The organism is Pseudomonas sp. MWU13-2100, assembly GCF_023242365.1.
GTDB lineage: Bacteria > Pseudomonadota > Gammaproteobacteria > Pseudomonadales > Pseudomonadaceae > Aquipseudomonas.
This window is the reverse complement of sequence record NZ_JALLIX010000034.1, coordinates 18,328-42,317: the sequence shown is the minus strand read 5'-3', so window position 1 is coordinate 42,317 and position 23,990 is coordinate 18,328. Positions and strand designations below refer to the sequence as shown.

At 62.2% G+C, this 23,990-nt stretch carries 21 protein-coding genes and 1 other RNA gene; 15 read left to right on the top strand and 7 right to left on the bottom strand.

What is annotated here, in order from left to right:
• Positions 1–16: 16 nt before the first annotated feature.
• The 10 genes from M5B99_RS21400 (at position 17) to M5B99_RS21355 (ending at position 11,894) form a co-directional block, all read left to right on the top strand.
• Positions 17–2,011, top strand: coding sequence for a GumC family protein (locus M5B99_RS21400; RefSeq protein WP_248805895.1), 1,995 nt, complete (start codon positions 17–19; stop codon positions 2,009–2,011).
• The gene (locus M5B99_RS21395; protein WP_248805894.1) at positions 2,011–3,201 is read left to right on the top strand and encodes a glycosyltransferase; all 1,191 of its coding nucleotides are present in this window, start codon (positions 2,011–2,013) and stop codon (positions 3,199–3,201) included. The genes M5B99_RS21400 and M5B99_RS21395 overlap by 1 nt, the downstream gene beginning before the upstream one ends.
• On the top strand, positions 3,191–4,516 hold the full coding sequence (locus M5B99_RS21390; protein WP_412548753.1) for a cellulase family glycosylhydrolase: 1,326 nt from the start codon (positions 3,191–3,193) through the stop codon (positions 4,514–4,516). Before M5B99_RS21395 ends, M5B99_RS21390 begins: the two co-directional genes overlap by 11 nt.
• The gene (locus M5B99_RS21385; RefSeq protein WP_248805893.1) at positions 4,513–5,730 is read left to right on the top strand and encodes a glycosyltransferase family 4 protein; all 1,218 of its coding nucleotides are present in this window, start codon (positions 4,513–4,515) and stop codon (positions 5,728–5,730) included. The genes M5B99_RS21390 and M5B99_RS21385 overlap by 4 nt, the downstream gene beginning before the upstream one ends.
• Positions 5,721–6,821, top strand: a complete 1,101-nt coding sequence (locus M5B99_RS21380) for a glycosyltransferase family 4 protein (protein ID WP_248805892.1) — start codon at positions 5,721–5,723, stop codon at positions 6,819–6,821. The genes M5B99_RS21385 and M5B99_RS21380 overlap by 10 nt, the downstream gene beginning before the upstream one ends.
• Positions 6,821–8,209, top strand: coding sequence for an O-antigen ligase family protein (locus tag M5B99_RS21375; protein WP_248805891.1), 1,389 nt, complete (start codon positions 6,821–6,823; stop codon positions 8,207–8,209). Before M5B99_RS21380 ends, M5B99_RS21375 begins: the two co-directional genes overlap by 1 nt.
• Positions 8,206–9,027, top strand: a complete 822-nt coding sequence (locus M5B99_RS21370) for an acyltransferase (protein ID WP_248805890.1) — start codon at positions 8,206–8,208, stop codon at positions 9,025–9,027. The genes M5B99_RS21375 and M5B99_RS21370 overlap by 4 nt, the downstream gene beginning before the upstream one ends.
• A 24-nt stretch (positions 9,028–9,051) precedes the next feature.
• Positions 9,052–10,467: a lipid II flippase MurJ gene (locus tag M5B99_RS21365; protein ID WP_248805914.1), complete on the top strand. Its 1,416-nt coding sequence runs from the start codon at positions 9,052–9,054 to the stop codon at positions 10,465–10,467.
• Positions 10,468–10,483: 16 nt separating this feature from the next.
• Positions 10,484–11,410: a glycosyltransferase gene (locus tag M5B99_RS21360; RefSeq protein WP_248805889.1), complete on the top strand. Its 927-nt coding sequence runs from the start codon at positions 10,484–10,486 to the stop codon at positions 11,408–11,410.
• A 151-nt stretch (positions 11,411–11,561) separates the two neighbouring features.
• Entirely contained in the window at positions 11,562–11,894 is a 333-nt protein-coding gene (locus tag M5B99_RS21355) for a hypothetical protein (RefSeq protein WP_248805888.1), read from the top strand.
• Between the two features lie 83 nt (positions 11,895–11,977).
• Here M5B99_RS21355 and recR read toward each other — a convergent pair whose 3' ends face one another.
• From recR to M5B99_RS21335, 4 genes are all read right to left on the bottom strand, one after another.
• Entirely contained in the window at positions 11,978–12,580 is a 603-nt protein-coding gene (recR, locus tag M5B99_RS21350) for a recombination mediator RecR (protein ID WP_248805887.1), read from the bottom strand.
• A 178-nt stretch (positions 12,581–12,758) separates the two neighbouring features.
• Positions 12,759–13,085 (bottom strand): YbaB/EbfC family nucleoid-associated protein, encoded by a 327-nt coding sequence (locus M5B99_RS21345; protein WP_100939147.1) that lies wholly within the window; start codon positions 13,083–13,085, stop codon positions 12,759–12,761.
• A gap of 65 nt (positions 13,086–13,150) precedes the next feature.
• Positions 13,151–15,292: a DNA polymerase III subunit gamma/tau gene (gene dnaX / locus M5B99_RS21340; RefSeq protein WP_248805886.1), complete on the bottom strand. Its 2,142-nt coding sequence runs from the start codon at positions 15,290–15,292 to the stop codon at positions 13,151–13,153.
• Between the two features lie 153 nt (positions 15,293–15,445).
• On the bottom strand, positions 15,446–17,137 hold the full coding sequence (locus M5B99_RS21335) for a putative bifunctional diguanylate cyclase/phosphodiesterase (RefSeq protein ID WP_248805885.1): 1,692 nt from the start codon (positions 17,135–17,137) through the stop codon (positions 15,446–15,448).
• Between the two features lie 374 nt (positions 17,138–17,511).
• Between M5B99_RS21335 and M5B99_RS21330 the strand changes: the two genes are divergently transcribed.
• The 5 genes from M5B99_RS21330 to M5B99_RS21310 all read left to right on the top strand — a co-directional run bounded on the left by M5B99_RS21330 (position 17,512) and on the right by M5B99_RS21310 (position 21,579).
• Positions 17,512–17,826, top strand: a complete 315-nt coding sequence (locus M5B99_RS21330) for a helix-turn-helix domain-containing protein (RefSeq protein WP_100939143.1) — start codon at positions 17,512–17,514, stop codon at positions 17,824–17,826.
• A gap of 342 nt (positions 17,827–18,168) precedes the next feature.
• Positions 18,169–19,071 carry a DUF2167 domain-containing protein gene (locus tag M5B99_RS21325; protein ID WP_248805884.1) on the top strand — a complete coding sequence of 301 codons (903 nt, stop codon included), beginning with the start codon at positions 18,169–18,171 and terminating at the stop codon, positions 19,069–19,071.
• A gap of 206 nt (positions 19,072–19,277) precedes the next feature.
• A complete protein-coding gene (locus M5B99_RS21320) occupies positions 19,278–19,829 on the top strand; it encodes a kinase inhibitor (RefSeq protein ID WP_248805883.1) in 552 nt (183 codons plus the stop codon).
• 5 nt (positions 19,830–19,834) lie between these two features.
• On the top strand, positions 19,835–20,656 hold the full coding sequence (locus tag M5B99_RS21315) for a helix-turn-helix transcriptional regulator (RefSeq protein WP_248805882.1): 822 nt from the start codon (positions 19,835–19,837) through the stop codon (positions 20,654–20,656).
• A 335-nt stretch (positions 20,657–20,991) separates the two neighbouring features.
• Positions 20,992–21,579, top strand: coding sequence for a hypothetical protein (locus tag M5B99_RS21310; RefSeq protein ID WP_248805881.1), 588 nt, complete (start codon positions 20,992–20,994; stop codon positions 21,577–21,579).
• A gap of 128 nt (positions 21,580–21,707) precedes the next feature.
• On the opposite strand, the gene ffs is transcribed toward M5B99_RS21310, so the two are convergent.
• The 3 genes from ffs to M5B99_RS21295 form a co-directional block, all read right to left on the bottom strand.
• Positions 21,708–21,804: signal recognition particle sRNA small type (ffs, locus tag M5B99_RS21305), an RNA gene on the bottom strand.
• A 191-nt stretch (positions 21,805–21,995) separates the two neighbouring features.
• Positions 21,996–22,619 (bottom strand): hypothetical protein, encoded by a 624-nt coding sequence (locus M5B99_RS21300; RefSeq protein WP_248805880.1) that lies wholly within the window; start codon positions 22,617–22,619, stop codon positions 21,996–21,998.
• 1 nt (position 22,620) lies between these two features.
• Positions 22,621–23,667 carry an N-acetylmuramidase family protein gene (locus M5B99_RS21295; protein WP_248805879.1) on the bottom strand — a complete coding sequence of 349 codons (1,047 nt, stop codon included), beginning with the start codon at positions 23,665–23,667 and terminating at the stop codon, positions 22,621–22,623.
• Positions 23,668–23,990: the final 323 nt, after the last annotated feature.

The window sequence follows — 23,990 nt, the reverse complement described above, 5'->3', positions numbered from 1 at the left end:
GTTAAGGACAACAGACATGATCAATATCCGCTCCTTCCGCGATTTGTTGCGCCTATTCTTCATTTTCAAGCGCGAAGTGAAAATCACCGTGCTGGTGACCTTCGTCGTCATCCTGCTCGGTGCCTTCCTGTTGCCCAACCGCTACGAGTCCACCGCCCTGCTGCTGGTCAAGCCGGGCCGGGATACCAGCACCTTGCCGATCGAGATCTCCGACCGCCAGGCGACCATTATCCCCAGCGCCCAGCGCGACCCGATCATCGATGAGGAACGCATCCTCACCGGGCGTCCGATTGCCCGGCTGGTGGCCGAACAATACCTCGACGAACTGTCCCGGGTACCGCCCCAGGAGGGCTTCATCGCCACCCTCAAGACCCTGGTCAAGAGCACCGTACAGGGCCTGTTGGATGTCGGCCGCGGCCTGTTGCAACTGCTCGGCCTGGTGGAGAAGCAGACGCCGGTCGAACGCCTCACGGACCAGCTGACGAAGAACTTCAGCGTGACCCACGCCGCGGGCTCCTCAGTGATGGAAATCAGCTTTACCTGGAACGACCCCCAGGTGGCCCAGACCATCGTCAAGAGCTGGATCGAGCAGTATGAGCAGGAACGCACCCGCACCCTGGGACGCAAAAGCCTGTACACCTTCTACGAAGGCGAAAGCACCGCGACCACCAAACGCATCCTCGACTACAAGAAACAGATCGAGGCCCACCTCAACGAACTGGGGGCGGTGAGCATCGGTGAACGCCTGAACGATATCTCGCGCAACCTCAACAACCTGCGCGGCGAACACCTGAACACCACCCGCGCGGTGGCCTCGACCAAGAGCGGGCTGGACCGGATCAAGGCCCAGCTCGACAGCATGAAGAAAGAAATCAGCATCGGCCGACAGATGAGCATCAACCCGGACCGCCAGGACCTGCAACAGCGGATCAACGCCAAGCAGATCGAGCGCCAGGAAATGCTCCGCACGTTCAAGGAAGGCGCACCGCCAGTGAAGGCCATGGACAAGGCGATTGCCAACCTGGAAGACCTGCTCAAGTCGCAGAACGCAGTGGTCCAGCGCACGGATAACCTGGCGCCGAATCCGGTCTACACCCGCCTGCAGAACAGCTTCGCCGACCAGCAGGCCAGCCTCAGCCGCTTGCAGACCCAGGCCAGCCAGCAGGAAACCCAGCTCAACCAGTTGGAACAGGACCGCCGTCAGGCCCTGGCCCTGGAGCCGGAAATGGCCCGTCTGCAACGTGAACTCGATGCCGCGGAAAAGAACTTCGCCCTGTACAGCACCAGTACCGAGAAAGCGCGGATCGACCGCGAACTGGACAAGAGTCAGATCAGCAACATCGCGGTGATCGAACAGGCCACCCTCAACGAAAGCCGGGTCTTCCCGAAAAGCCTGACCATGCTGTTGCTGGCCATTCCGCTGAGCCTGGGGGTCGGTCTGCTGGCCCTGTATTTCTTCTATCTGCTGGACCAGCGCATCCACGACGGCGACAAGATCGAGTCGCGCTTCGGGGTCAAGATCTGGACCAGCCTGCAAGACATCAGCGATGGCAGCACCCAGCGCCGCACCGCGTTCACCGCCAGCATGTACCGGCTCTACGGGGTCCTGCCACTGGAGCAGGTCGCCGAACACGGCCTGGCCATCGGCCTGACCTCGGCCCGGCGTGGCGAAGGGGTCAGCTTCGTCATCGAGCACCTGGCCAACCTGCTGCGCGAGCGCGGCCATCGGGTTCGTGTCGACGGCCACGGTCCGGCCCATCCGGGGGAAATCCTGCTGCTCAACGCTGGCGCGTTCTTCTCCAATCAGGAAGCCTTCGTGACCCTGCGCCAGGCCGACCTGATCGCGCTGATCATCGAAGCGGAAGCCACCACCGTACCGATCCTGGAAAATGCCCTGTCGACACTCAATACCGCGTTCAAGCGCGTCGACGGCATCATCCTCAATCGGCGGCGCTTCGAAATCCCCGACCGCGTACTCAACACCCTGGCCCGCATCCGGAGCCATGTCTGATGCATATCGCCCTGATAGCGCCCCTGCCACCGGAACAGAATGGCATCGCCGACTACGCCGGGCACCTGAAGACGGCGCTGGAAAACCTCGGGGTGCGCGTCAGCACGCCCCTGGCGGGACTGGGCAACGACCCGCAACGGGCCAGGGCGCTGGTGGCCCAAGCGTCGTGGGAAGGCATCGATCTGGTCCACGCCGAAATCGGTGGCGGGCGCCTGGCCGAGTTCCACGCCTTGAAGGCCCTGCGCGAACGTTTCCCGGCGCTGCCGCTGACCGCGACCTTGCATGACCCCGAACGCCTGGTCTGGCGCCGCGAGCGCTTGCCCTGGCCGCTCTCGCTGGCCGCACGCCTGCCTTCACCGCTGCCACAGATGGCTACGGTGCTGGCCGATCCGCTGTGCCTGTACGAAGAGCGGCAACTGGCCCGCAGCCTGACCCGCCTGGTGACACTGACCCATTCGGGCGGCCATTGCCTGCGCCAGCGCATGGGGCTGCGCAACGAACAGATGGCGGTGATTCCCCACGGTAACCTGGCCATCGCGGCCAAGCCGCTGCCCGCGCTGGAACCGCTGCGACTGCTGTACTTCGGTTTCATCTATCGCGGCAAGGGCATCGAAGACCTGCTCGACGCCCTGGCCATCACCTTCGCCCAGCAGCCGGACTTGCGCACCCGCTTGCGCCTGACCCTGGCCGGGGGCAGCGAGCCGGAGATGGCCTTCGGCCCTTCGGGCAGCTACCTCGATCAACTGCGCCGGCATATCCAGAGCCTCGGCCTGCAAGACAGCGTCGACTGGCAACTGGACCTGCCGGCTGCCGATATCCCCACGGTGATCCAGGCCCACCATGTCATGGTGCTGCCATACCGCGAGTCGAGCAAACTCAAACTGCTGGGCAGTCTGCGTGGCACCAGCGGCGCACTGTCCTGGGCCGTTGCCTGCGGGCGTGGCGCTATCACCTCGGACGCGCGCTCGTTTGCCGAGGAAGTGGCCCAGGGTAATGGGGTGATTTTCCCCCAGGGCAACGTCGCGGCCCTGGCGGCGCAGTTGAGTCACTTGTGTGCCAAGCCGGAACTGGCCATCCGCTGGGCCGAGCATGCCAGCGTGATCGGCGAACAGCGGCTCTGGAGCCACACCGCCGAGCGCTTCCTGCAGCTGTTCCAGCAAGCCTGCGGAGGGTATGAAGATGTGGCGTAAAGCCTTTTTATGGCTGCCGGCCCTGTTGCTGATGGCGGTCGCCGTCGGCCTGATCCCCTGGAGCCCCAAGGTCGCTGCCCAGACCACGCTCAAGGCGCCCCGCGCGGTGGAGTGGAAAAACTTTCTCGGGGTCAACGCACAGTTCCAGTATTTCGATCCGGACACCTACCAGAAACAGATGACGCAGCTTGATGCGCTGGGCCTGAACTGGGTGCGCCTGACCCTCCACTGGTTCATCATCGAACCCGAACAGGGGGCTTTCCAGCTCAACGAACTCGATGCGGCCATGGCGGCGATGAAGAGCCATGGCTATAACACCGTCGCCTACCTGGTCGGCTCACCGCCGTTCGCCAGCAGCGCCCCGGCCGGCACGCCGAGCAGCGACCAGTATCCGCCGACCGACTTCAAGCTGTTCGCCTCGCGCATGGTCACCCTGGCCCAGCGTTACCCCCAGGTAAACACCTGGCAGGTGTGGAACGAGCCGAACATCATCTGGCGGCCCAAGGAAGACCCCGCGGCCTACTACCAGTTGCTGACCACCACGGCCGATGCCATCCGCACCCAGGTGCCGGGCAAAGCCATCGCCAGCGCCGGCGTCGCTTATTTCGGCCAGATGCACAGCACCCCCGGGCTGATGCTCGACGCCCTGGTGAACCAGGGCCTGGCCGGCCAGAACATCATCGCCGCCTATCACCCCTATACCCAGTTTCCTGAAGGCGACAACGCCGCGGCCCAGGACTTCCTGATCAGAGGCAATGCCATGAACAGCAACCTGCACGGCAAGGGCGTCACCCAGGTATGGGCAACCGAATGGGGCTGGTCAAGCTATGCCGGCCCCAAGGAAATGCAGGCACTGATCGGCGTCGACGGGCAGGCCGACTACACCCTGCGGCGCCTGGCCCTGATGAGCGCCATGGACTACCAGCGGATCTTCCTGTTCAACCTCAGCGACCTGGATCAGCGGGCGACCCCGCGCGACCAGTATTACGGGCTGCTCGACCTCAGCGGCAAGCCGAAGCCGGTGTATAACGCCCTGAAGAACTTCCTCACGGTCACCGGCCCGGTGCTCCAGCCGGCCGATGCCCCGGCGTCGAACAATGCGCCCGCCGATCTCTACAACATCACCTGGACCCGCAACGACGGCGCCCACGTCTGGATGTTCTGGAGTGCCAGCGGCCAGAGCCTGCAGTTGCCCGGCGTGACCCAGGCGACGCTGTTCGACCCGCTGGCCGGCACCCAGACGAACCTGAGCGACAGCACAGCCATTACCGTGCCGCTGAAAACCAGCCTGCAGCTATTGGTGTGGACGCCATGAAAATCCTCTGGACCCTGCCCTACCTGCCCTGGCCCACGACCAGCGGCGGCAAGACCCGGCAATTTCACCTGCTGCGCAGCCTGGCGGCACGCGGACATCGGATCACCCTGCTGGTGCAATCGAAAAACGATATCGACGAAGCCACGCGCCATGCCCTCGCGCCGATTGTCGAGCGGCTGATCGTGGTCCCGCGACGCTCGTTGCGCAGCCTGAAAACCCTGCTCGGCGTACTGCTGGCGCCCTACCCGATGCTGGCCACGATCAACGGCCTGGCGCCACAGTTGCAGGCACAATTACGCACCTTGCTGGAAGAAGACTGGGACGTGATCCAGATCGAACACAGCTATAGCTTCCAACCTTTCGAACAACCGCTGCTCGACGCCGGCAAGCCTTTCATTCTTACCGAGCACAATGTCGAATCGGCCCTCGGCGCCGCCAGTTATGACCGCCTGCCGGGCTGGATGAAACCCTTCACGCAGTATGACCAGCGACGTTATCGACGCTGGGAAAGCCGGGTGTTTCGCCAGGCCAGCGAACTGGTCGCCGTGACCCGCGAGGACGCCACGGTATTGCGCCAGCAGACCGGCAAGCCCGTGGCGGTGGTGGTCAACGGTGTCGACACCGACCTCTATGCTGGCGTCCAGCCCGACCTGCATGCCCGGCGCCTGCTGTTTATCGGCAACTACGAATACAGCCCGAACCTGGATGCCGTCGAATGGGCCCTGGAGGAAATTCTCCCGGCCCTGTGGCAGCTCAATCCGGGGGTGCGTTTCGCCATTGCCGGATTCGGCTTGCCGGATGCCTGGCGCTCGCGCTGGACCGATCCGCGGATCGAATGGCAAGGTTTCGTTCCCGATCTGCGCACCCTGCAAAGCCAAGCGTCGGTGTTCTTCGCACCGCTACGCCAGGGCGGCGGCTCCAAGCTCAAAGTACTCGAAGCCATGGCCGCCGGCCTGCCGGTGGTCACCACCGGCCAGGGCGTGTCGGGACTGCGGGTCGAAAACGGCCGGCACTATCTGGGCAGCGAAGACCCGCAAGCCCTGGCCCGGATGCTCGCCGAACTCCTCGAACACCCGTCACGCCTGCGGCAGATCGCCGAAGCCGGCCGAGCCTACGTCAAGGCCGAGCACGATTGGTCCGTGGCCGCCGCACAACTGGAAGCGGTCTATAACCGCCTCCCCCACCTCAAGGAAGCACAATCCGTATGCGCATAGGTCTGGATTATCGCCCGGCAGCGGGTTACACCCACAGCGGCATCGGCCGCCAGAACCTGGCCCTGGAGCAGGCGCTGCGCGCCCATCCCGAGGTGAGCCTGCAACTGTTCGGGGTGGCCCCGGAGGATCATCCGATCCGTCGTCGCGTCCACTGTCCGAGATGGGGCTCGCCCTTGTTCGGCGTGCACCGCCTGCCGATACGCCTGCGCTTCGAGGCCGGTTTCCTGCCCGGTGCGTTGCGCGAAGCCGGGATCGAGGTCTACCTCTGCAACTTCAACATGGGCCTGCCACCAGGGCGCAAGCCCGCCGGCATGCGTTATGTGCTGCAACTGCACGACCTGTTCCAGCTGACCCTGCAAAACAGCCACGGCTCGAAACTCAAGGAACGCGTCTACCGCGCCACCGACCGCCTCTCCATCGGTCATTCGGTGAAGGTCGCCGACAGAGTCTGGACACCCTCGCAATACACCGCCGACGAACTGCTCAAGCTGTTTCCCGAGGCCCGCGACAAAGTCCGCGTATTGCCCAATCTGGTCACCGGCTTCGTCGGCGAAGCCGCCGACATCAGCGACCTGCAAGTCCCCGAGCGCTACTGGCTGGCCGTCGGCACCCGTGAACCGCGCAAAAACATTCCCTGGTTCGTCAGCGCCTGGCAGGCTGCCCGCCAGCAATCGCCACAGGTGCCGGAGCTGGTGCTGATCGGCGTCCCCGAGGACCTGCCCGCATCGCTGCAACACCTGCCGGGCCTGCATTACCTGAGCGGCCTCAGCGATGCCCAACTCCACGGGGTATACCAACAGGCCGAGCGTTTGTGGCAACCGTCCTATGCCGAAGGCTTCGGCCTGCCGGTGATCGAAGCCCTCAGCGTCGGTACCCCGGTGGCCGTCGCCAGCGGCTCGGCGCTGGACGAAATCACCCCACCACACAGCCCGCGCTTCTCGCCCACCGACGGTCCGGCCCTCAGCGCACTGATGATCGGCCTGGCCGATGCCCCCGCCGAGGATCCCGAGGCACTCCGGACCTGGGCCGCGGGTTATGGCACGGCGGCCTACCAGGAGCGCTTCAACCGCCTGATCGAGGAGCTGAAATAATGCCCTTGGCGTTGCCCATCGCCGTGTTGTCCGGGCTGCTCTTCGGCATCCTCGCCTGGCTGCTGCCGCCGTTCAAGGTGGCGGTCGTGCTGGTTGCCATCGGCGGCGTGGTGACCATCATCCGCCACCCGCTCTGGGGCCTGCTGCTGTTCAGCGTGCTCGCCACCTTCCTGCCCTACTCGACGATCCAGGTCGGCCTGCGCACCACGGTGTCCGAGGCCCTGATCCTGCTGGTCTGGGGCAGCGTGCTGGTGCAAAGCCTGTTCAACAATCTGCCGCAAAAGCCGCCTCTCCTGCGCACTGAACGTTGGCTGGTGGCCTTGATGCTGTTCAGCGCGCTTCCGTTTGTCGCCGGACAATTGATGGTCAACGCCGAAGGCAATGGCCCGGTGAACTGGATACGCTGGCTGCTCAACCTGTCGGTGCTGTTCCTGGTACCTCGTCTGCTGGACCAGCAAAAGGCCCGCGAACAAGTGGTCACCGGCCTGCTGCTCGGTACCCTGCTGCTGTTACTGCTGTCGATCCCGGTGTTCCTCAAGAACGGCAGCGCCACCGGCATGACCCCGATCCTCGCCGCGCTCGGCTACGGCAGCATCCAGGTGCTGGGCGACAGTCTGTCGGCGCTGTCCAATCGCATGGGCTCGCCCTGGATGCACCCCAACGCCCTGGGCGGTGCCATGACCCTGCTGTTGCCGTTGGCGTTCTGCTACGGGTTTGCCCGCCAAGGCTGGAGGCGCGCCCTGGGCCTCGCAGTGGCGAGCCTGGGCGTAATCGGCCTGCTGCTCTCAGGTTCGCGCGGAGCGCTGGTCAGCCTGCTGGTCGTCCTGCTCTGGATGGCCCGCAAGCGCGTGCCCTACACCGGCCAGGTGATCCTGGCCGGCCTGGTGTTCGGCAGCTTGCTGCTGATGTTCTACCCGCCACTGCAGGACCGTCTGCTGGGGCTCTTCTCCAGCCACGACGCCAGTACCAACGTGCGTTTCGACGAATACTCACACTTCCCCAACGCGGTGGCCATGTTCCCCTTCGGCATCGGCTTCAAGGTCGAGCCGCCCGTGCCCGGCACCGGCCTGTGGGGTATCTCCAACCTGTGGCTGAACTTCATCTACAAGCTCGGCGTGCCGGGCCTGATACTGTTTGCCGCGGTGATCTGGAGTTGGTGGAATGAAACCCGCTCCTCCCTGGTCACCCTCCAACTGAACGAAGACAACGCGATCTGGCTCGGCACCACCTGCGGCTTGATGGCAGCGCTGCTCAGCGGCTTCTTCGACCACTATTTCAGCTTTACCAATGTGCTGATCGCCCTGTTCTGGCTGATGCTCGGCCTGAACCTGCACGAAACACGGCGTCTCAAGCTCAAGGCCACCCCCCTGCCAGGAATCCACCCATGAAACACCGCATATTCCACTCGTTGAACCTGAGACAGGCCCTGCCCGAATACGCCGAGAAGATGGGCGTCAGCCTGGAGGAACTGGAGAGCAGCTACCAGTGGATGCTGGAAAACGACGTGTGTTTCGAGCAGCCGCTCAAGGGCAATATGCTGTGTTTCATCAGCTACCTGAACATCGAAACGCGAATCGAACCGCCCCTGGCACGACGCTTCTATGCCTTGCTCGGCCGCGAGGTCAAGGGCACGCTGATCCCCTTGTACGGGATCAACTGGCCGACCCTGCGCGACCGCATGCTGCGCGGCTGGGAACTGGCCTACAACATACTTATCTGCAAGATTCCCAGCCACACGCTGAGGCTGCTCTGGCTGCGCGCGGGCGGGGCGAAGATCGGCAAGGGCTCGACGGTCTGGCGCAACACCGAGGTGCTGGGGGTGGACAACCTGCGCATCGGCAACGACAGCACCGTCGGCTGGCATTGCCAACTGGATGCCCGGGGCGGGCTGATCATCGGCGACCATGTGACCATCGCTTCACACGTACTGATCATTGCCGGCGGTCATGATGTCCAGGCCCCGGAGTTCTGGGCGGTCGGCGGGCCGATCCATATCCGCGACTACGCCTGGATCGCCAGCCGCGCCTTGCTCTCGTTCGGTGCGGACATCGGCGAAGGCGCGGTGGTCGGCGGCCAGTGCGTGGTCTCCAAACCGGTTCCGGCCTATGCCATCGTCGGCGGGCCGGATGCGGCGATCAAGGGCGAACGTTGCCGCGGCTTGAACTACAAAGTGGGCGGCAAAGGCCTGTTCACTTTGTTCCATTGAGCCGCAGGCATGCCTGACTCGAAACTGCTCGGTTCCACCCTGTGGCTGACCCTGGCGACCCTCACCGGCCTCGTCGCCGGGTTCGCCCGCGAGTGGCTGCTGGTCGCCGCCTGGGGCGCCGGCGGGCGTAGCGACAGCTTCCTGGTGGCGCTGTTCCTGCCCGAAGCCCTGCGCATGGCCCTCGCGGCCGGCCTGCTCAGCGCCGCGGCGCTACCGCTCTACCAGCAACGCACGGCCACCGAACAAACCGCCTGGCTCGGCGCGATGGCGCCCCGACTGCTGCTCTGCGGCCTGCTGCTGGCGCTGGTGCTGGGCGCAGGTTCGCCGCTGTGGGTCCGGCTGATCGGACCAGGGCTCGACAACCAGGGTTACGCACTGGCCGGGGCCAGCCTGCACTGGCTGGCTTGGTGCGCCCCCGGCTTTATCCTGCATGCCTTGTTCTGTGTACCCTTGCAGGCCCGTTCACGCTTTGTCCTGGCCGGGCTCGGTTCACTGCTGTTCAACCTGCCGCCGGTGTTGTACCTGGCCATCCTGCGCCAGGCCGCGACCCCCACCGGCCTGGCCAGCGCCTGCGTACTGGGCAGCCTGCTGATGCCCACGCTGCTGTTGCCAGCCTTGTACCGTAGCGGTTGGAAACCCTGGCAACTCGGCCACGCCCCCGGCGCCGTGAAAGAGTTGCTGCAACGCATCGGCCCGCTGCTCAGCAGCAACCTGGCCAGTCAGGGCCTGGCCCTGCTCGAGCGCATGGTCGCGTCATTGCTCGGCGAAGGTGCCGTGACCTGGATCAACCTGGCGCGCAAACTGATCAACCTGCCGCTGATCGCCCTGATGAGCCTGAACCAGGTGCTCCTCGGCCTGATGAGCGGCAGCCAGGGCCGCGAACGCCTGGGCCTGCTGCGCAAGGGCCTGGCCAGCGCCAGCCTGCTGACCCTGCCCGCCGTGGTCGGGCTGATCGGTGCCGCCGGGGCGCTGGTCAGTCTGCTGTTGCCCCACCAGGCGGCCGACAGCCCGCTGCCGGAACTGCTGGCCTGGTTCTCGATCCCCCTGGTCTTCGGCGCCTGGAACGCCCTGCTCGCCCGCTATGCCTACGCCGCCGGCGACACCCGCCTGCCACTCACCTGCGAACTGAGCGGCAGCCTGCTCAATGCCCTGCTGCTGGCGCTGCTACCGTACTTCCTCGGGTTGATCGGCATCGCCCTGGCCGCCATCTGCGGGGTGATACTCACCGGCCTGCTGCTGATCCGCCGCCAACAGTTGCAGGCCCAGGTGCCGTGGCGCAGCCATGGGCTACTGGGGTTGGCGGTGATGGTCATAGCCGCGCTGGCCCTGCATCCGCTGCACGGCATCTGGCTGCAATTGGGCCTGAGCAGCTTGTGCAGCCTGATCCTGCTGATTGCCCTGGCGGCATGGCTGCGCCCCTGGCGCGCCCTGCCCGGCTGAACCTGGAGAGCAAACGATGTCGACCCCTCAAGTGGCCGTAGTGATTCCAACCTACAATGGACGCCGTGACCTGGAACGCCTGCTTGACTCCCTGGCGACCCAGACCGCGACGTTCGACACCCTGATCGTCGACTCCAGTTCCAGCGACGGTACCTTCGAGCTGGCCTGCGCGCGCTGCCCGCGGGTGCAACGCATCGACAGCAAGGACTTCAACCATGGCGGCACCCGCCAATGGATGGTCGAGCACAACCCCGGCTACGAGCTCTACGTGTTCATGACCCAGGATGCCTACCTGGACGACTCCGAAGGCATTGCCAACATCGTCCGGCCGTTTGCCGACCAGCAGGTCGGCGCCGTCTGTGGCCGGCAGTTGCCGCACCTGGACGCCACGCCTCTGGCCGAGCACGCCAGATTGTTCAACTACCCCCCGGGCTCCCAGGTCAAGAGCCTGGCCGATGCCCCCCGGCTGGGGATCAAGACCGCCTTCATCTCCAATTCCTTTTCCGCCTATCGGCGCCAGGCCCTGATGCAGGTCGGCGGATTCCCCCAGCATGTCATCTTGTCGGAAGACATGTACGTCGCCGCGAAAATGCTCCAGGCCGGATGGACGGTCGCCTACGAAGGCAGTGCGCGTTGCAGGCACTCCCATAACTACAGTCTCGGTGAAGAGTTCCGACGCTACTTCGATATCGGGGTCTTCCACGCCCGTGAGCCGTGGATTCGCCAGCAGTTCGGCGGGGCCGGCGGCGAGGGCCTGCGCTACGTGATCTCTGAGCTGAAGTTCCTCGGCCCCGCCCGCTGCCTGGCCTGGCCTGGCTCACTGTGGCGCAACGCGGTGAAACTGCTCGCCTACAAACTGAGCCAGCAGGAACGACATTTGCCCAGACGGCTGAAAAAGAACCTGGGCATGTACAAGCGCTACTGGGACAGCCCGCACGCCTGAATTGGAGAACCTTCAAACGATGAGGAATTTTCCGATAATCACCAGCGAACAACCTCAATTGACCCAGAAGCGAAATAAGGCGAACTTCTTCAAGCTCTTTTTATCGAGCGAATAACACTCTGGATCTGAACCATCGAGGAAGCATATTCACATGGAAGTCGAGCTACAGCACTGCGCGGCACCGCACTTGAGCGCTTCGGCCCACGAGCCGGGCCATCACGACGCCAAACCGCAATTCCCGCCCCGCCATGACAAGGCCAAGACGACCCGTACCCCTGGAGGCGATGCTATGGAACCCCGAATCACAGAGCTGGAAACCCGCTTCGAATACATCCACCGCGACCTGAATGAGGTACGCAACGATGTCAAATCCATCAAGAACCGACTGACCTACATGGCCGGTGCCGCCGCAGTCATCGGCGCCCCCCTGGCCTGGATTGCCAACAATCGCATGGACCAGATCCTGCAATTGCTGACCTCCTGAGCCCACCCTGTTGCTGTGTCGCGCCGCCGGGGCGCGACCGCGAACCGCGTGACCTCAAGCCTTGCCGCCAACGGCGGGCGGGCTTACAACGAAATGGGCTTACGCCCGGCAAACGAATGCGCCAGGGTTCCACCGTCTACCAGTTCCAGTTCCCCACCCAACGGTACGCCATGGGCAATGCGCGAAGTGATCAGGCCTTTGTTGGCCAGCAACTGGGCGATGTAATGAGCCGTGGCTTCACCTTCAACCGTCGGGTTGGTGGCGAGGATGATCTCGGTAAAACGGCCCTGTTCTTCGATTCGCGCCAGCAACTGCGGGATGCCAATGGCTTCCGGACCGAGGCCATCGAGCGGCGACAGGTGCCCCTTGAGCACGAAGTAACGGCCCCGGTAACCCGTCTGCTCCACGGCATAGACATCCATCGGCCCTTCGACCACACACAGCAAGCTGTCATCACGCCGAGGGTCGGCGCACTGCGGGCAAAGATCGTCTTCGGTGAGCGTACGGCACTGGTGACAGTGGCCGACGCCTTCCATGGCCTGGCCAAGGGCCTGGGCCAAGCGCGAACCGCCACTGCGATCACGCTCGAGCAGTTGCAGGGCCATGCGCTGGGCGGTTTTCTGGCCGACGCCGGGAAGCACCCGCAAGGCATCGATCAGTTGGCGAATCAGGGGGCTGAAGCTCATGACAAAGGGTCCGACAGAACACAAGACGCGGTTTATACCCGCGCCTCCAACCAACGTCCAGAGGCGACGTTGGAATACAAATCCCCGTAGGAGCGGAGCTTGCTCGCGAAGAGGCCCCTGAGAGCGCTAAAAGCTTCGCGGGCAAGCACCGCTCCCACGCAGGGCAGGCGGTAGCCCCTTAGAACGGCATCTTGAAACCCGGTGGCAGTTGCATGCCCGCGGTCATGCCGGACATCTTGTCCTGGCTGTTGCTTTCAATCTTGCGCGTTGCATCATTGAACGCCGCGGCGATCAGGTCTTCCAGTACTTCCAGGTCTTCGTCCTTCAGACTCGGGTCGATGCTGACGCGCTTGACGTCATGACGACCGGTCATCACCACGGACACCAGGCCGGCGCCGGACTGGCCGGTCACTTCGGCGTTGGCCAGCTCTTCCTGCATCTTGGCCATTTTTTCCTGCATCTGCTGCGCCTGCTTCATCAGGCCGGCCATGCCACCTTTCATCATGGGAATCACCTCAAGAGTTACATGTACAAAGAGACGCAAGGCACAGGCCTGGCGTCGTTCAGTTATTAGCCCTGGACCACCTGGGCATCGACAGGTTCGATTGTATCGCCACGGATCACCGCGCCGAACTGTTGCATCATCTGCCGGATGAGCGGATCGGCATGAATCGACGCCACCGCTTCGTCCTGCCGTTCGTGGCGCCGACGGGAAGCGGCCTGGGCCGGGGTTTCCTGCTCGGGTTTGATCAGCTCGATGGTCAGCTTCAGCGCACGCCCGTGATACTGGTTCAGGGCGTCATTGAGTCGACGCTGCTGCGTGGCATTGAACAAGGCGCTATGGGCCGGGTCCAGGTGCAGCAGCCAGTCATCACCGCTGACCGCTATCAAGGTGCAGTTGGCCGCGATGCTGCCGGTCATGCCGGAGACCGGCAGTTTCGGGAACAACTCCAGCCACTCCAGCGCCAGGCCGGTGGCCGGGGCCGCAGCCGGCTGTGGCTCGGGCTCCGGTGCCGGATCGGCGGCATGCTCGCTGGCCAGTTCGTCGAGATAACTGTAGGCCGAATCGATATCCGGCTCGATATAGTCTTCATCCAGCGGCGGCTCGTCGTCCGGGTCCAGCCCCGGCGTCGCGGCCTCCACCTGGGCGGGCGTCGGCTCGGGCAGGGTCGCGGCGACCCATTCGGGCGCATCCGGGACCACGCTGTCAGGGGTCGGCAGCGGCATAGCGGCCAGCTCCGGCTGTTCGGCGACGGTTTCCAGCACCGGTTCGACAGCCGGTTCCTGCTGCATTTCCTCGGGCTCGACCGGATCGTTCCACGGCAGATCCACGGCATCCACCGCCGGGGCGGCGGGCTCGGCCGGCGGCACCACCTCGGCCACCACGACAGCCGCCACTGGCGCGAACTCGACTGCGGCAGCAGCGGGCGCAGGTGGCACGACCATCGGCGGCGCTACCTCGGCGGGCACGGCAGCCATCATCGGCGGCGCGACAACGGCTGCGACCACGGGCGCCACAGGGGCGGCTGGCGCGGCCATGACTGCACCAGCCACGCTCTGTGCGGAATCAACTGTGGCCTGGCTGATCCCCACTGGCTTTAGCGGCGATCTCGGTGGCGCCGTGCTGTCGGCTGGGCGGAACGCCAGCATCCGCAGCAGGACCATTTCGAAACCGCCTCGTGGGTCCGGCGCCAACGGCAGGTCACGCCGGCCGATCAAGCCCATCTGGTAATAAAACTGCACATCTTCGGCCGGCAGGGCCTGGGCCAGCGCCAACACGCGGTCGCGGTCACCATGACCATTGTCGACACCCTCCGGCAACGCCTGGGCAATCGCCACCCGGTGCAGCACATTGAGGATTTCCGACAACACGCCATTCCAGTCCGGGCCCTGTTCGGCCAGATGCCGCACCGCTTCGAGCAGGCCCTTGGCATCGCCATCGATCAACGCCTGCAACACGTCGAAAACCTGGCCATGGTCGAGGGTGCCGAGCATCGCCCGCACATCGGCGGCCATGACCTTGCCTTCACCGAAGGCTATCGCCTGATCGGTCAGGCTCATCGCATCGCGCATCGAGCCGTCGGCGGCACGCCCGAGCAGCCACAGCGCATCATCCTCGAACGGCACGTTCTCGACCCCGAGTACATGGGTCAGGTGCTCGACCACCCGCTCAGGGGTCATGTTCTTCAGGGAGAACTGCAGGCAGCGCGACAAAATCGTTGCTGGAAGTTTCTGCGGATCCGTGGTCGCCAGGATGAACTTGACGTAGGGTGGCGGCTCCTCCAGGGTTTTCAACAGCGCATTGAAGGAATGGCTGGACAGCATGTGTACTTCGTCGATCAGGTAGACCTTGAAGCGACCGCGACTCGGCGCGTACTGCACATTGTCGAGCAGCTCGCGGGTATCCTCGACCTTGGTCCGGCTCGCGGCGTCGATCTCGATAAGGTCGACGAAGCGCCCCTCGTCGATCTCCCGGCAGACCGAGCAGGTCCCGCAGGGGGTCGAGGTAATGCCGGTCTCGCAGTTCAGGCACTTGGCAATGATTCGCGCGATGGTCGTCTTGCCGACACCGCGGGTACCGGTGAACAGATAGGCGTGATGCAGCCGCTGGCTGTCCAGGGCATTGATCAGAGCCTTGAGCACATGGGTCTGGCCGACCATTTCGCGGAACGAGCGCGGGCGCCATTTACGTGCAAGAACCTGATAACTCATCGATAACCATCACGTCGGGGAAGCGGAAGACCGCTAATGCTAGCGGAGCAGGGGTAAAAATGCATCCGGCATGGGATGCTAATCTGGCTAAGCTGCACTTTGTGTGAAAATTGGCGGCCTCGTTGTGCTCCCGCCGGAGAGTTTGCTGTCGAGTCAAACGGCACTGCGCCATAACATCGGCGGCTCAAATGTCTCGACCCAGGCCGGCACCTCGTCCGCCGCCATCGGCCGGGCAATGAAGTAACCCTGCGCCACATCGCAGCCCAGGCTCATCAACAACCGGCCATGCTCGGCGGACTCGAGGCCCTCGGCAATCACTTCGCGGCCAAAGGCCCGGGCCAGGCCGATCACCGCCGTGGTCAGCGCCAGGTCATCCTGGTCATGGAGAATGTCGCGCACGAACGAGCGATCGATCTTGATCGTCTGGCTGGGCAAACGCTTGAGGTAACTCAGGGATGAGTAGCCGGTGCCGAAGTCATCCAGGGAAAACCGCACCCCCAGCGTCTGGCAGTCTTGCAGGCACTGGCTCACCCGCTGGATGTTCTCGATGGCCACCGACTCGATGATTTCCAGATCGAGCATATGCGGCGGCACCTCGGCGTGGCGCATCAGCAAGGCACGCAGACGCTCGACGAAATCGCCGCGCTGGAAATGCCGGGCGGCGATATTCAGGCTGACCGGCCACTCGTACCCCGCCTGGCGCCAGGCCTGCATCTGCGCCATGACCTGGTCGATGACCCATTCGCCGATATCGATGATCACATCGGTCTGCGCCACCAGCGGCAAGAACGCCTTTGGCTGGAGCAGGCCCTCGTGGGGGTGCTGCCAGCGCATCAGCGCCTCGAATCCGACCACGCAACCAGTGCGCATATTGACCTTGGGCTGATAGACCAGGCGGAACTCACCGTTGGCCAGGGCCTGGCGCATCAACGCCACCGTCTGGTGGGTGGCCTTGACCTCCTGGTCCAGCGAAACATCGAACAAATGGAAACGATTACGCCCGCCCTGTTTGGCCAGATACATGGCCTGATCGGCATGGCGCAACAAGGTATCGGCATCTTCGTCATCGACGGGAAACAGCGTTACCCCGATGCTGGCATCCACATGGATGGTCTGGCCGAGTATCGAATAGGGGGCCGAAATGGCGCCAAGCACCCGTCGCAACGCAGCGTGCAATTGCTCGGCGTCGTGCACATAACGAAGGATAAGCACGAACTCGTCACCGGCCAGCCGCGCCACCACATCCTCCCCGCGCATGATACCGCGCAGGCGTGCCGCCACTTCCACCAGAAGCAGGTCGCCGCTGGCATGCCCATAGCCATCGTTGACCGCCTTGAAGCCGTCCAGGTCGAGCATGCACACCGCCAGCGGAATGGCTTGGCGTCGGGAAAATTCCAGGGCCTGGTTGAGCAGGTCCGACAGAAACGCCCGATTGGGCAGGCCGGTCAGCACATCGTGCCCCACCCGCCATTGCAAGGTATGCAGCAGGCGCAACTTTTCGCTGACATCGAAACGGATCGACACATACCTGCGCACCCGTCCGGTAGCCTCGTCCAGCAACGGCACCATGGTGCTGTCGACCCAGTACAAGGAACCGTCCTTGGCCCGATTGCAGACCTCGCCTTTCCAGACCCGGCCCTGGGCAATGGTGCGCCACATATCGATAAAGAACTCGGCCGGGTGGTGGCCGGAATTCAGGATCCGGTGATTCTGCCCCAACAACTCATCACGGCTATAACCGGAAATCACGCAGAATGGATCGTTGACGTAGGTGATCCGTCCATCCAGGTCGGTCTCGGAGAAAATGGCGGCGACGTCCACGACCCTGCGATACGTCTCATCCATGAGTCAGCTTACCTGGGCAGCTAGAGGTTGTTCCGAATTCGCAGCACAACCGCGCCTGGCGGCATCGCCTGGCCGTACTTCGACGAAGATCAACTAGGATTAAATGAAGGTCATCATTAGCCGGGACAGGGATTCGTGGCAGTCCTGAGACAATGCTTTGCTCAAGGCTTATGACCGTCATGGCATGGGCACCGAAGAAATGCGCGGTTTTCCCGTTTCACAAATATTCCAGCTGAAACTGGATCACCAAATACCTGTCCTAGGTGCCAATTCTACGAATTACATCACATTATGCAACAGAAGGTGATGATACATGGCGTTGTCTAATGTAAAGATTTATCGTTAAGTTCTTGATTCTAAATGGGAATTGAGCGATGAAAATTTCAAGTTTGGGTGCAGCCATCAGGCGCTACCGCAAGGTAGCGGGGCTAACTCAGGCTGAACTCGGAGAGAAAACCGGTTTTGACCCTAAAACCATCAGCCGCTTCGAAACCGGCAGTTACACACCCAGCGTGGAGGCCTTGTTCCTGTTTGCCGACGTACTGGGCGTGAAGCTAAAAGCCTTTTTCACGGATCTGGGTGACGAAGACGAGCAGCGTGCCTACCTGTTCGGCGTCATTCACAACGCTCCCCCGAAGGACCTGGGAAAGCTGATCGCTGCGGTCGATCTGGCCTTGTCCAAGCCTTAGCCTCACGCCTGTCACCCACCGATATGCGGTCGCAAGACTGCAAGATACCTGGAACCTGCCGGAGCCGGATGGGTCCGCGAAGAGGTCTTCAAGACCGCCCGACACTTCGCTGACCAAGCCCGCTCCCGCGGGGCTGGGCGGGTTGTCGCCGTCCGTCCAGATTGAGCGCCGGCACGCTGCCCAGGACAATCGCGCCGGCGGGGCACTGACTTCAAAAAATGCCTCGCCCACCTTGCAGATGGGGACGAACCCGCCTGAAACCTGGCCATACCCAAGTTTGGTAATACAAAGTCACTTCCGTTATCCTGCCGGCAAAATTATTTCCAATTGTAAGGGATTACGATGAAACATCATCTGCGCCAGCTTTTCGCCGCGGTGGCACTCAGCCTCGCGGTGCCTGCCCTGGCCGCCACCTCTCCCACTCCGGCGCCGACCGCCAGCACCCAACCGCACCAGACCACAGAACAATGGTTGGCCACCCTCAAGCAGCAACACGGCAATATCACCCTGCCCAGCGGCATTGCCACACTGCAACTCAATGACGATTTCTACTACCTGTCGCCAGCCGACACCGAACGCCTGCTGACCGAGGGCTGGGGCAACCCGCCCGGTCACAAGACCCTGGGCATGATCATTCCCAAGGCAATCAGCCCGCTGGCGGACAATGGCTGGGGCGTGATCGTCAGCTACAAGAACGACGGGCACATTTCCGACGATGACGCGGCCAAGATCGACTATGCCGACCTGCTCAAGCAAATGCAGGCCGATGACGAAGAGAACAACAAAGAACGGCGCAAGCAGGGTTATGCCGGCTTGTCGCTGCTGGGATGGGCTGAACCACCGAGCTACGACCAGGGCAGCCACAAGATGTACTGGGCCCGCGAGTTGAAGGCCGACGATGCGCAACAGACCACCCTGAACTACAGCATCCGGGTGCTGGGTCGCGAGGGTGTTCTGGAACTCAATGCCGTGGCGGCGATGGCCGATTTGCAAACCATCAAACAGGAAACACCCAAGATCCTCGCGTTCACCAACTTCACCGACGGCAACCGTTATGCCGACTACGACTCGAAGACCGACAAGCTGGCACCTTATGGGTTAGCGGCGTTGGTGGCGGGCGGTATTGCGGCCAAGGCCGGGTTGTTCGCCAAGATTGGTGTGATGTTGCTGGCGCTGAAGAAATTTATCGTGGTGGGGCTGGTGGTGGTGGCCGGGTTCTTCCGCAAGCTGTTCAAACGCCAGTGACACACCAACCCTTGCCGGCGATAAACGTCAACGCTGAAGCGGAGCGCCTGGCCCCCAGAGTGCTCCGACGACTATCGAGCGTCGACCAGCCGCTCCCGCAAAAATCACCCTGAGCGTTTCGGCACAATGGCTGAGCGCAGCGGCACAACGGTCACCTCCCAATCTCAATAAACTCGTCTCTCCTCTCCCACCAAGACGAGACCAGCATGAAAACACGATTTCTCCTCACCACCCTCACCCTCGGCCTGAGCCTTACCGCCCACGCCGCCGACTTCACCCTCAACAGCCGCGACATCGCCAACGGCAAGCCGCTGAGCAGCCGCGAGGTGTTCCAGGGCTTTGGCTGCGAGGGCGGCAATACCTCGCCTGAACTGTCCTGGCAGAACGCGCCGGCCGGCACCAAAAGCTTTGCCATCACCGTCTACGATCCCGATGCCCCAACCGGCAGCGGCTGGTGGCACTGGACCGTCGTCAACCTCCCGACGACCACCCACGAACTGCCCTCCGGCGCAGGCAACCCCACTGCTAGCCAACTGCCAGCTGGTGCCGTTCAGGGTCGCACCGACTATGGTCAGGCAGGCTTCGGCGGCGCTTGCCCACCCGCTGGCGACAAACCGCATCGCTATCAATTCACCGTCTGGGCCCTGAAGGTCGATAAGCTGCCGGTCAATGAACAATCCAGCGGCGCCATGGTAGGTTACATGCTTAACGCCAACGTACTGGCCAAGGCCACCCTCACCGCCCCCTACGGACGCTAGGAACCATGAACGCCTCCGCCGGCATCCAGCATCACCAACGCAGAATCGGCGCCAGTGTCATACAGGCGCGCCAGCCCCATGCATTGCAAAGGGTGCCGATTTTCGTCACCACCCTGTGCCGTGTCCGCCAGGGCGAAAAGTGGATGGGCTGGGATGATCGGCAAATGCGCGTGGGTTCACGGCATCTGATCCTGATGCCGGCGGGGTGCGAAGTGGGTATCAGCAACTACCCAGGGACACAGGGTTACTACATCGCCGATGCAGTGACCTTTCCCACGGAGCTGCTGCGGACCTTCAGCGTTCGTTACAGCCAGCAGCTCAATCCCCTTCCCGGACGCGCGGTGACGCAAGAGTTATGCATACCGCTGGATCGGCATACGACCCAGGCCTGGGAAAACCTGCTGGACTGCATCAACGCCGACTCGCCGGACGTCTTGCGCAACCATTACGCGGAAGCCGTGCTGCTGGCGCTGGCCCTGGGAGGATGGGCCGGGCCGTTGTTGCTGGATCGCCACGATCCGCTGTGCGAGCGTGTGCAGCAGACTCTCATGACCGACCCGGCGCGGGACTGGACCGTGGCCATCGTCGCCGAGCGCCTGAACCTCGGCGCTTCGACATTGCGCCGACAACTGGCTAACGAGGGCGATAGTTTCAGCAATATCCTCGAGAACGTCAGGCTGGGGATGGCGCTGCAATGGTTGCAGGTGACTCCACGCCCCATCGGGGAAATTGCCGCGGCCAGTGGCTACGCCTCGGCCTCACGGTTTGCAGTGCGGTTTCGCAAGCATTATGGGTTGTCGCCACGGGAGTTGCGGGCGGCACTCTAGCAACCTCCGCACACGCCTCAACTACGGCGCAATAACTTCAAACACTTTCTCGCGCAACTCTTTTAGCGCAGAAATATTTCATCATGCTTGATAACTTGTCCGTCCTCCGATCAATAAAATAACATTCTCTCCAATCACAAAGTACTACACGCCCACCAACACTTTCCTTGTCGTTGGGCGTTTATTCAACCGTTGGAGATCATTATGAATAACCACACTCTTATTTTTAGGAGTTATCCGACAGAACCTATCGCTGGGAGAGCGATAAATAATGTTTCAGGGTTCATCACGGACCAAGCGAACAGCAATAATCCACAGCGCTGCTGGAGCTGAACATGCTGAATGTCAACTGTGGGCATTGCACTCTCGAGACGCCAACGCGGCTCATGGCACTTCCAAATCTGCCGATGCCGCATTGCTCGGCGTGCCGAAGACTGGTGTGCCACCTTTGTCGAGAGAATCTGGCGCTGCTGGGCTGCCACCACAGCAACTACAAGCCTGCAAGCGTCGTTCTCTCCGGCTCGTCGACACGGCAGCAGGCTGCCGTCCTCAGCGCCCTGCAAACGGTAACGGTGGTTGTCGGCACGAAGAGGACAACGCATACCTACAACTGCCCACCCGGTAGCTACCCTCCCGAGTCAGGCGACGTGCTCGCCATCTGGTCAGCCACGGAGGGCAAGTCCTTTTCCCCTCCCTTGAAGGCCGCCACCAATGGAAGCGGCGGCGGCAAGGTACTCACCAGCAACTCCGCGGTATTCAACTTGCGCCAGGGGGCCTCTGGACTGACTCATTACGGCGCCTATGATCATTTCCACGTGGCCCTTCCCGGAAACGCTCTGGGCAGCACCGAGCGGGTCTGGTATTACGTCGATACCACCACCGTTCCGGCCACCATCAAGTTCAGCCAGGTGTTGAGTAACTAACGTGATGCTTCAGAAGCGGGCTGCGTGATTTTTAGATGCAGGAAAACGAAGCGCCGACCTTGATCTGGCACTGGGTCTGTATTTTTAAGGGGGGGGTGGAAACGGCTTGGTGGACGTTATGGAGGCGACCCCACCAGCCACACCCCGGCACACAATGTTCCCGCTGTGGCTGCTTCCTTCCGGATCTGACCAGGTTCACGGGTAATCGTTGCGGGGGGACCGATGGGATCACCATAACGACGCTCGCCTCTCGGCAAGCCGCGCCATTGTACCGATCTCACCGGAAGTTACAACCGTTGGACCCAGATAAAAAATGCCAGGGGGCTCAAGTACTTGCCCACGGCCTTTGGCTTCCCCCCACCCCCTGCGGGAGCAGGCTTGCCCGCGCCCACAGGGGATGGGATAAACCGACAGAATCAGTGCTTGGGCACACTCAGCCGAGCATATTGGTCCTGGCTGATCCAGCCGGTGAAGGAGCGGCCCCTGGCATTGATGAACTCGACCTGGGCCGCACCATTCTTGAACGCCAACACCCCGACGACATCGCCCTTGACGATATAGGGACCCCGAGTGTCCTTGGCGTCCGGAGTCTTCTGCAGCCAGGCCTTGTCAGCCGAGACGGTCACCAGACCGATCCACTTCTTGCTCGCGGTCTGGGTCAGCTCCAGGCCCGTGGCAATCTCCGGCATCAGCACATTCATGCACCCCGGATGCTGCTGCCCCTGCTCGACTGTCAGGGTCACGCCATCAGCCGAGGGTTTCACCGCTCCCGGATAAACCTCATCAAGCCAGGTGGACACCGACACATCCTTCCCGGCCCCGACCTTGCCCTGCAGGTAGAAGGCGCAACTGAAGGTCGGGCCATCGCCCCGCTCTTCCGCGTAGAACCCCTCGATTTGATGCTCAGGCGTCACCGCCAGCATCAACTGCTCGTATTTGCCAGAATGCAGAGCCAAGTCCACAGCGAAGGCTGGCGTACCGACACAACATGACATCGCGGCTGCCACCAGCCAACGGGAAGTGAGAAGCTTGCACACCATGTTATTTTTTTCCTTCAAGTGCTTCGTAGGCTTTCTTAATGCGCGCGTCATAATCGCCATAATCCTTGCCGTTATAGTTCAACGCCATGCTGACGTAATCCTTGTTTTTCATTGCCTTGACTAGCGCCGGGCTTTTGCTGCAAAAGCCCAGAAATGCCTTTAGCTGGTTACCCGCATTAATCTTCAGGGCAGCCGCGAACTCAAAAACCGTCTTGTAACCACACGCAGCGAAGTTGAAACCCATTATTTGAAACATGCCCCATGACGCTGACATCAGCGCCGCTTCCTGATCCAAACCGAAAGCGGTCGCCATGGTTTCCCAAGCCTTGGCCTGATCCTTGTTGTTGGCCTGCCACTGGGGCCCGGCCTTTTTTACATAGGGGTAAGACAACAAAGGATGTGTCTGGTCGTATTTGTACTGGGTGTACTTGCGAAACAGATGGCCTTCAAAGGCAATGACCGGCAACTTGGCCGGGCCAAAGCCGGAACGCCCTCCGGATTCCACCGTGGCAAAAGCCTTGATGATATTGACCGAAATACCGCTGCCCAACTGTGTCGCGGCGTTCTGAAAGTCACTGTCAGTCAGACTCATGCCACCGTCGCACGTGGCCTGGAGCACCATCTGCCGGTTGCGCCGTTCGGCTTCGATCATCGCTCGCATACGGTCCAGGTAGTGATTGACGGTAGCCTGGACCATGTCGCTGCCGGTGTTGCCGAACACATTGAGGAAAGTCGGCAGGCGCAAGGCGGGGTTCGGCTTGACCGGCACCTTGATCGCTTCTTCGATCAGACTGTTGAAGGTACGGCCGGTCGGATCGATGACACCATCGGGGTGGGCATACTTGAGATGGCGGAATTGATATTGACTGATGCACTGCACCAACTGACCATCGCACTTGCCATTCTCAGGCAGCGGGAATCCCATCTTCGGAATGATCAGGTTAAATAAGTATTGGATGCACTGAACATCAACAGGCAAGTTTCGAGCCTTGCCAGGCGCACCTACCGAAGCACTGATAAGACAGGGCAAACCCTGCAGGCTTTTCATCATAGACATCCTTGCCAATTATAGATAACGACAAAAAAGTGCCATCACTTTAATATCATTCTTGCGCTGCTATCACACCTCTAAAGAGGTGACCGGGGAAACTAACAAGCTGTTTTGGGGTTGTCCAGAGGGCGTATGGAAAGCGGTGAAATGGCCAGCATCCTGGGCGTTTCGGCACAATGGCCGATATGACCAACAAACCCGATGCAAACTATCTTACCGACCGTGCACATTTCTGGAGTTGGCTGTGAAGAAGGTTCTACTGGGCATCCTGCCGGCATCCATCCTGATGCTGCTGACATCCGTGGTTTATGCGGAGGACG

Excerpts from the sequence above, each read along its gene's own strand:
- M5B99_RS21300 (WP_248805880.1), bottom strand. The coding sequence starts at position 22,619 with ATGGTGTGCAAGCTTCTCACTTCCCGTTGGCTGGTGGCAGCCGCGATG.
- M5B99_RS21355 (WP_248805888.1), top strand. The coding sequence starts at position 11,562 with ATGGAAGTCGAGCTACAGCACTGCGCGGCACCGCACTTGAGCGCTTCG.
- M5B99_RS21335 (WP_248805885.1), bottom strand. The coding sequence starts at position 17,137 with ATGGATGAGACGTATCGCAGGGTCGTGGACGTCGCCGCCATTTTCTCC.
- M5B99_RS21325 (WP_248805884.1), top strand. The coding sequence starts at position 18,169 with ATGAAACATCATCTGCGCCAGCTTTTCGCCGCGGTGGCACTCAGCCTC.
- M5B99_RS21395 (WP_248805894.1), top strand. The coding sequence starts at position 2,011 with ATGCATATCGCCCTGATAGCGCCCCTGCCACCGGAACAGAATGGCATC.
- M5B99_RS21310 (WP_248805881.1), top strand. The coding sequence starts at position 20,992 with ATGCTGAATGTCAACTGTGGGCATTGCACTCTCGAGACGCCAACGCGG.
- M5B99_RS21385 (WP_248805893.1), top strand. The coding sequence starts at position 4,513 with ATGAAAATCCTCTGGACCCTGCCCTACCTGCCCTGGCCCACGACCAGC.
- M5B99_RS21390 (WP_412548753.1), top strand. The coding sequence starts at position 3,191 with ATGTGGCGTAAAGCCTTTTTATGGCTGCCGGCCCTGTTGCTGATGGCG.
- M5B99_RS21345 (WP_100939147.1), bottom strand. The coding sequence starts at position 13,085 with ATGATGAAAGGTGGCATGGCCGGCCTGATGAAGCAGGCGCAGCAGATG.
- M5B99_RS21295 (WP_248805879.1), bottom strand. The coding sequence starts at position 23,667 with ATGAAAAGCCTGCAGGGTTTGCCCTGTCTTATCAGTGCTTCGGTAGGT.
- M5B99_RS21370 (WP_248805890.1), top strand. The coding sequence starts at position 8,206 with ATGAAACACCGCATATTCCACTCGTTGAACCTGAGACAGGCCCTGCCC.
- M5B99_RS21330 (WP_100939143.1), top strand. The coding sequence starts at position 17,512 with ATGAAAATTTCAAGTTTGGGTGCAGCCATCAGGCGCTACCGCAAGGTA.
- M5B99_RS21380 (WP_248805892.1), top strand. The coding sequence starts at position 5,721 with ATGCGCATAGGTCTGGATTATCGCCCGGCAGCGGGTTACACCCACAGC.
- M5B99_RS21375 (WP_248805891.1), top strand. The coding sequence starts at position 6,821 with ATGCCCTTGGCGTTGCCCATCGCCGTGTTGTCCGGGCTGCTCTTCGGC.
- M5B99_RS21360 (WP_248805889.1), top strand. The coding sequence starts at position 10,484 with ATGTCGACCCCTCAAGTGGCCGTAGTGATTCCAACCTACAATGGACGC.
- M5B99_RS21320 (WP_248805883.1), top strand. The coding sequence starts at position 19,278 with ATGAAAACACGATTTCTCCTCACCACCCTCACCCTCGGCCTGAGCCTT.
- M5B99_RS21400 (WP_248805895.1), top strand. The coding sequence starts at position 17 with ATGATCAATATCCGCTCCTTCCGCGATTTGTTGCGCCTATTCTTCATT.
- dnaX (WP_248805886.1), bottom strand. The coding sequence starts at position 15,292 with ATGAGTTATCAGGTTCTTGCACGTAAATGGCGCCCGCGCTCGTTCCGC.
- recR (WP_248805887.1), bottom strand. The coding sequence starts at position 12,580 with ATGAGCTTCAGCCCCCTGATTCGCCAACTGATCGATGCCTTGCGGGTG.
- M5B99_RS21315 (WP_248805882.1), top strand. The coding sequence starts at position 19,835 with ATGAACGCCTCCGCCGGCATCCAGCATCACCAACGCAGAATCGGCGCC.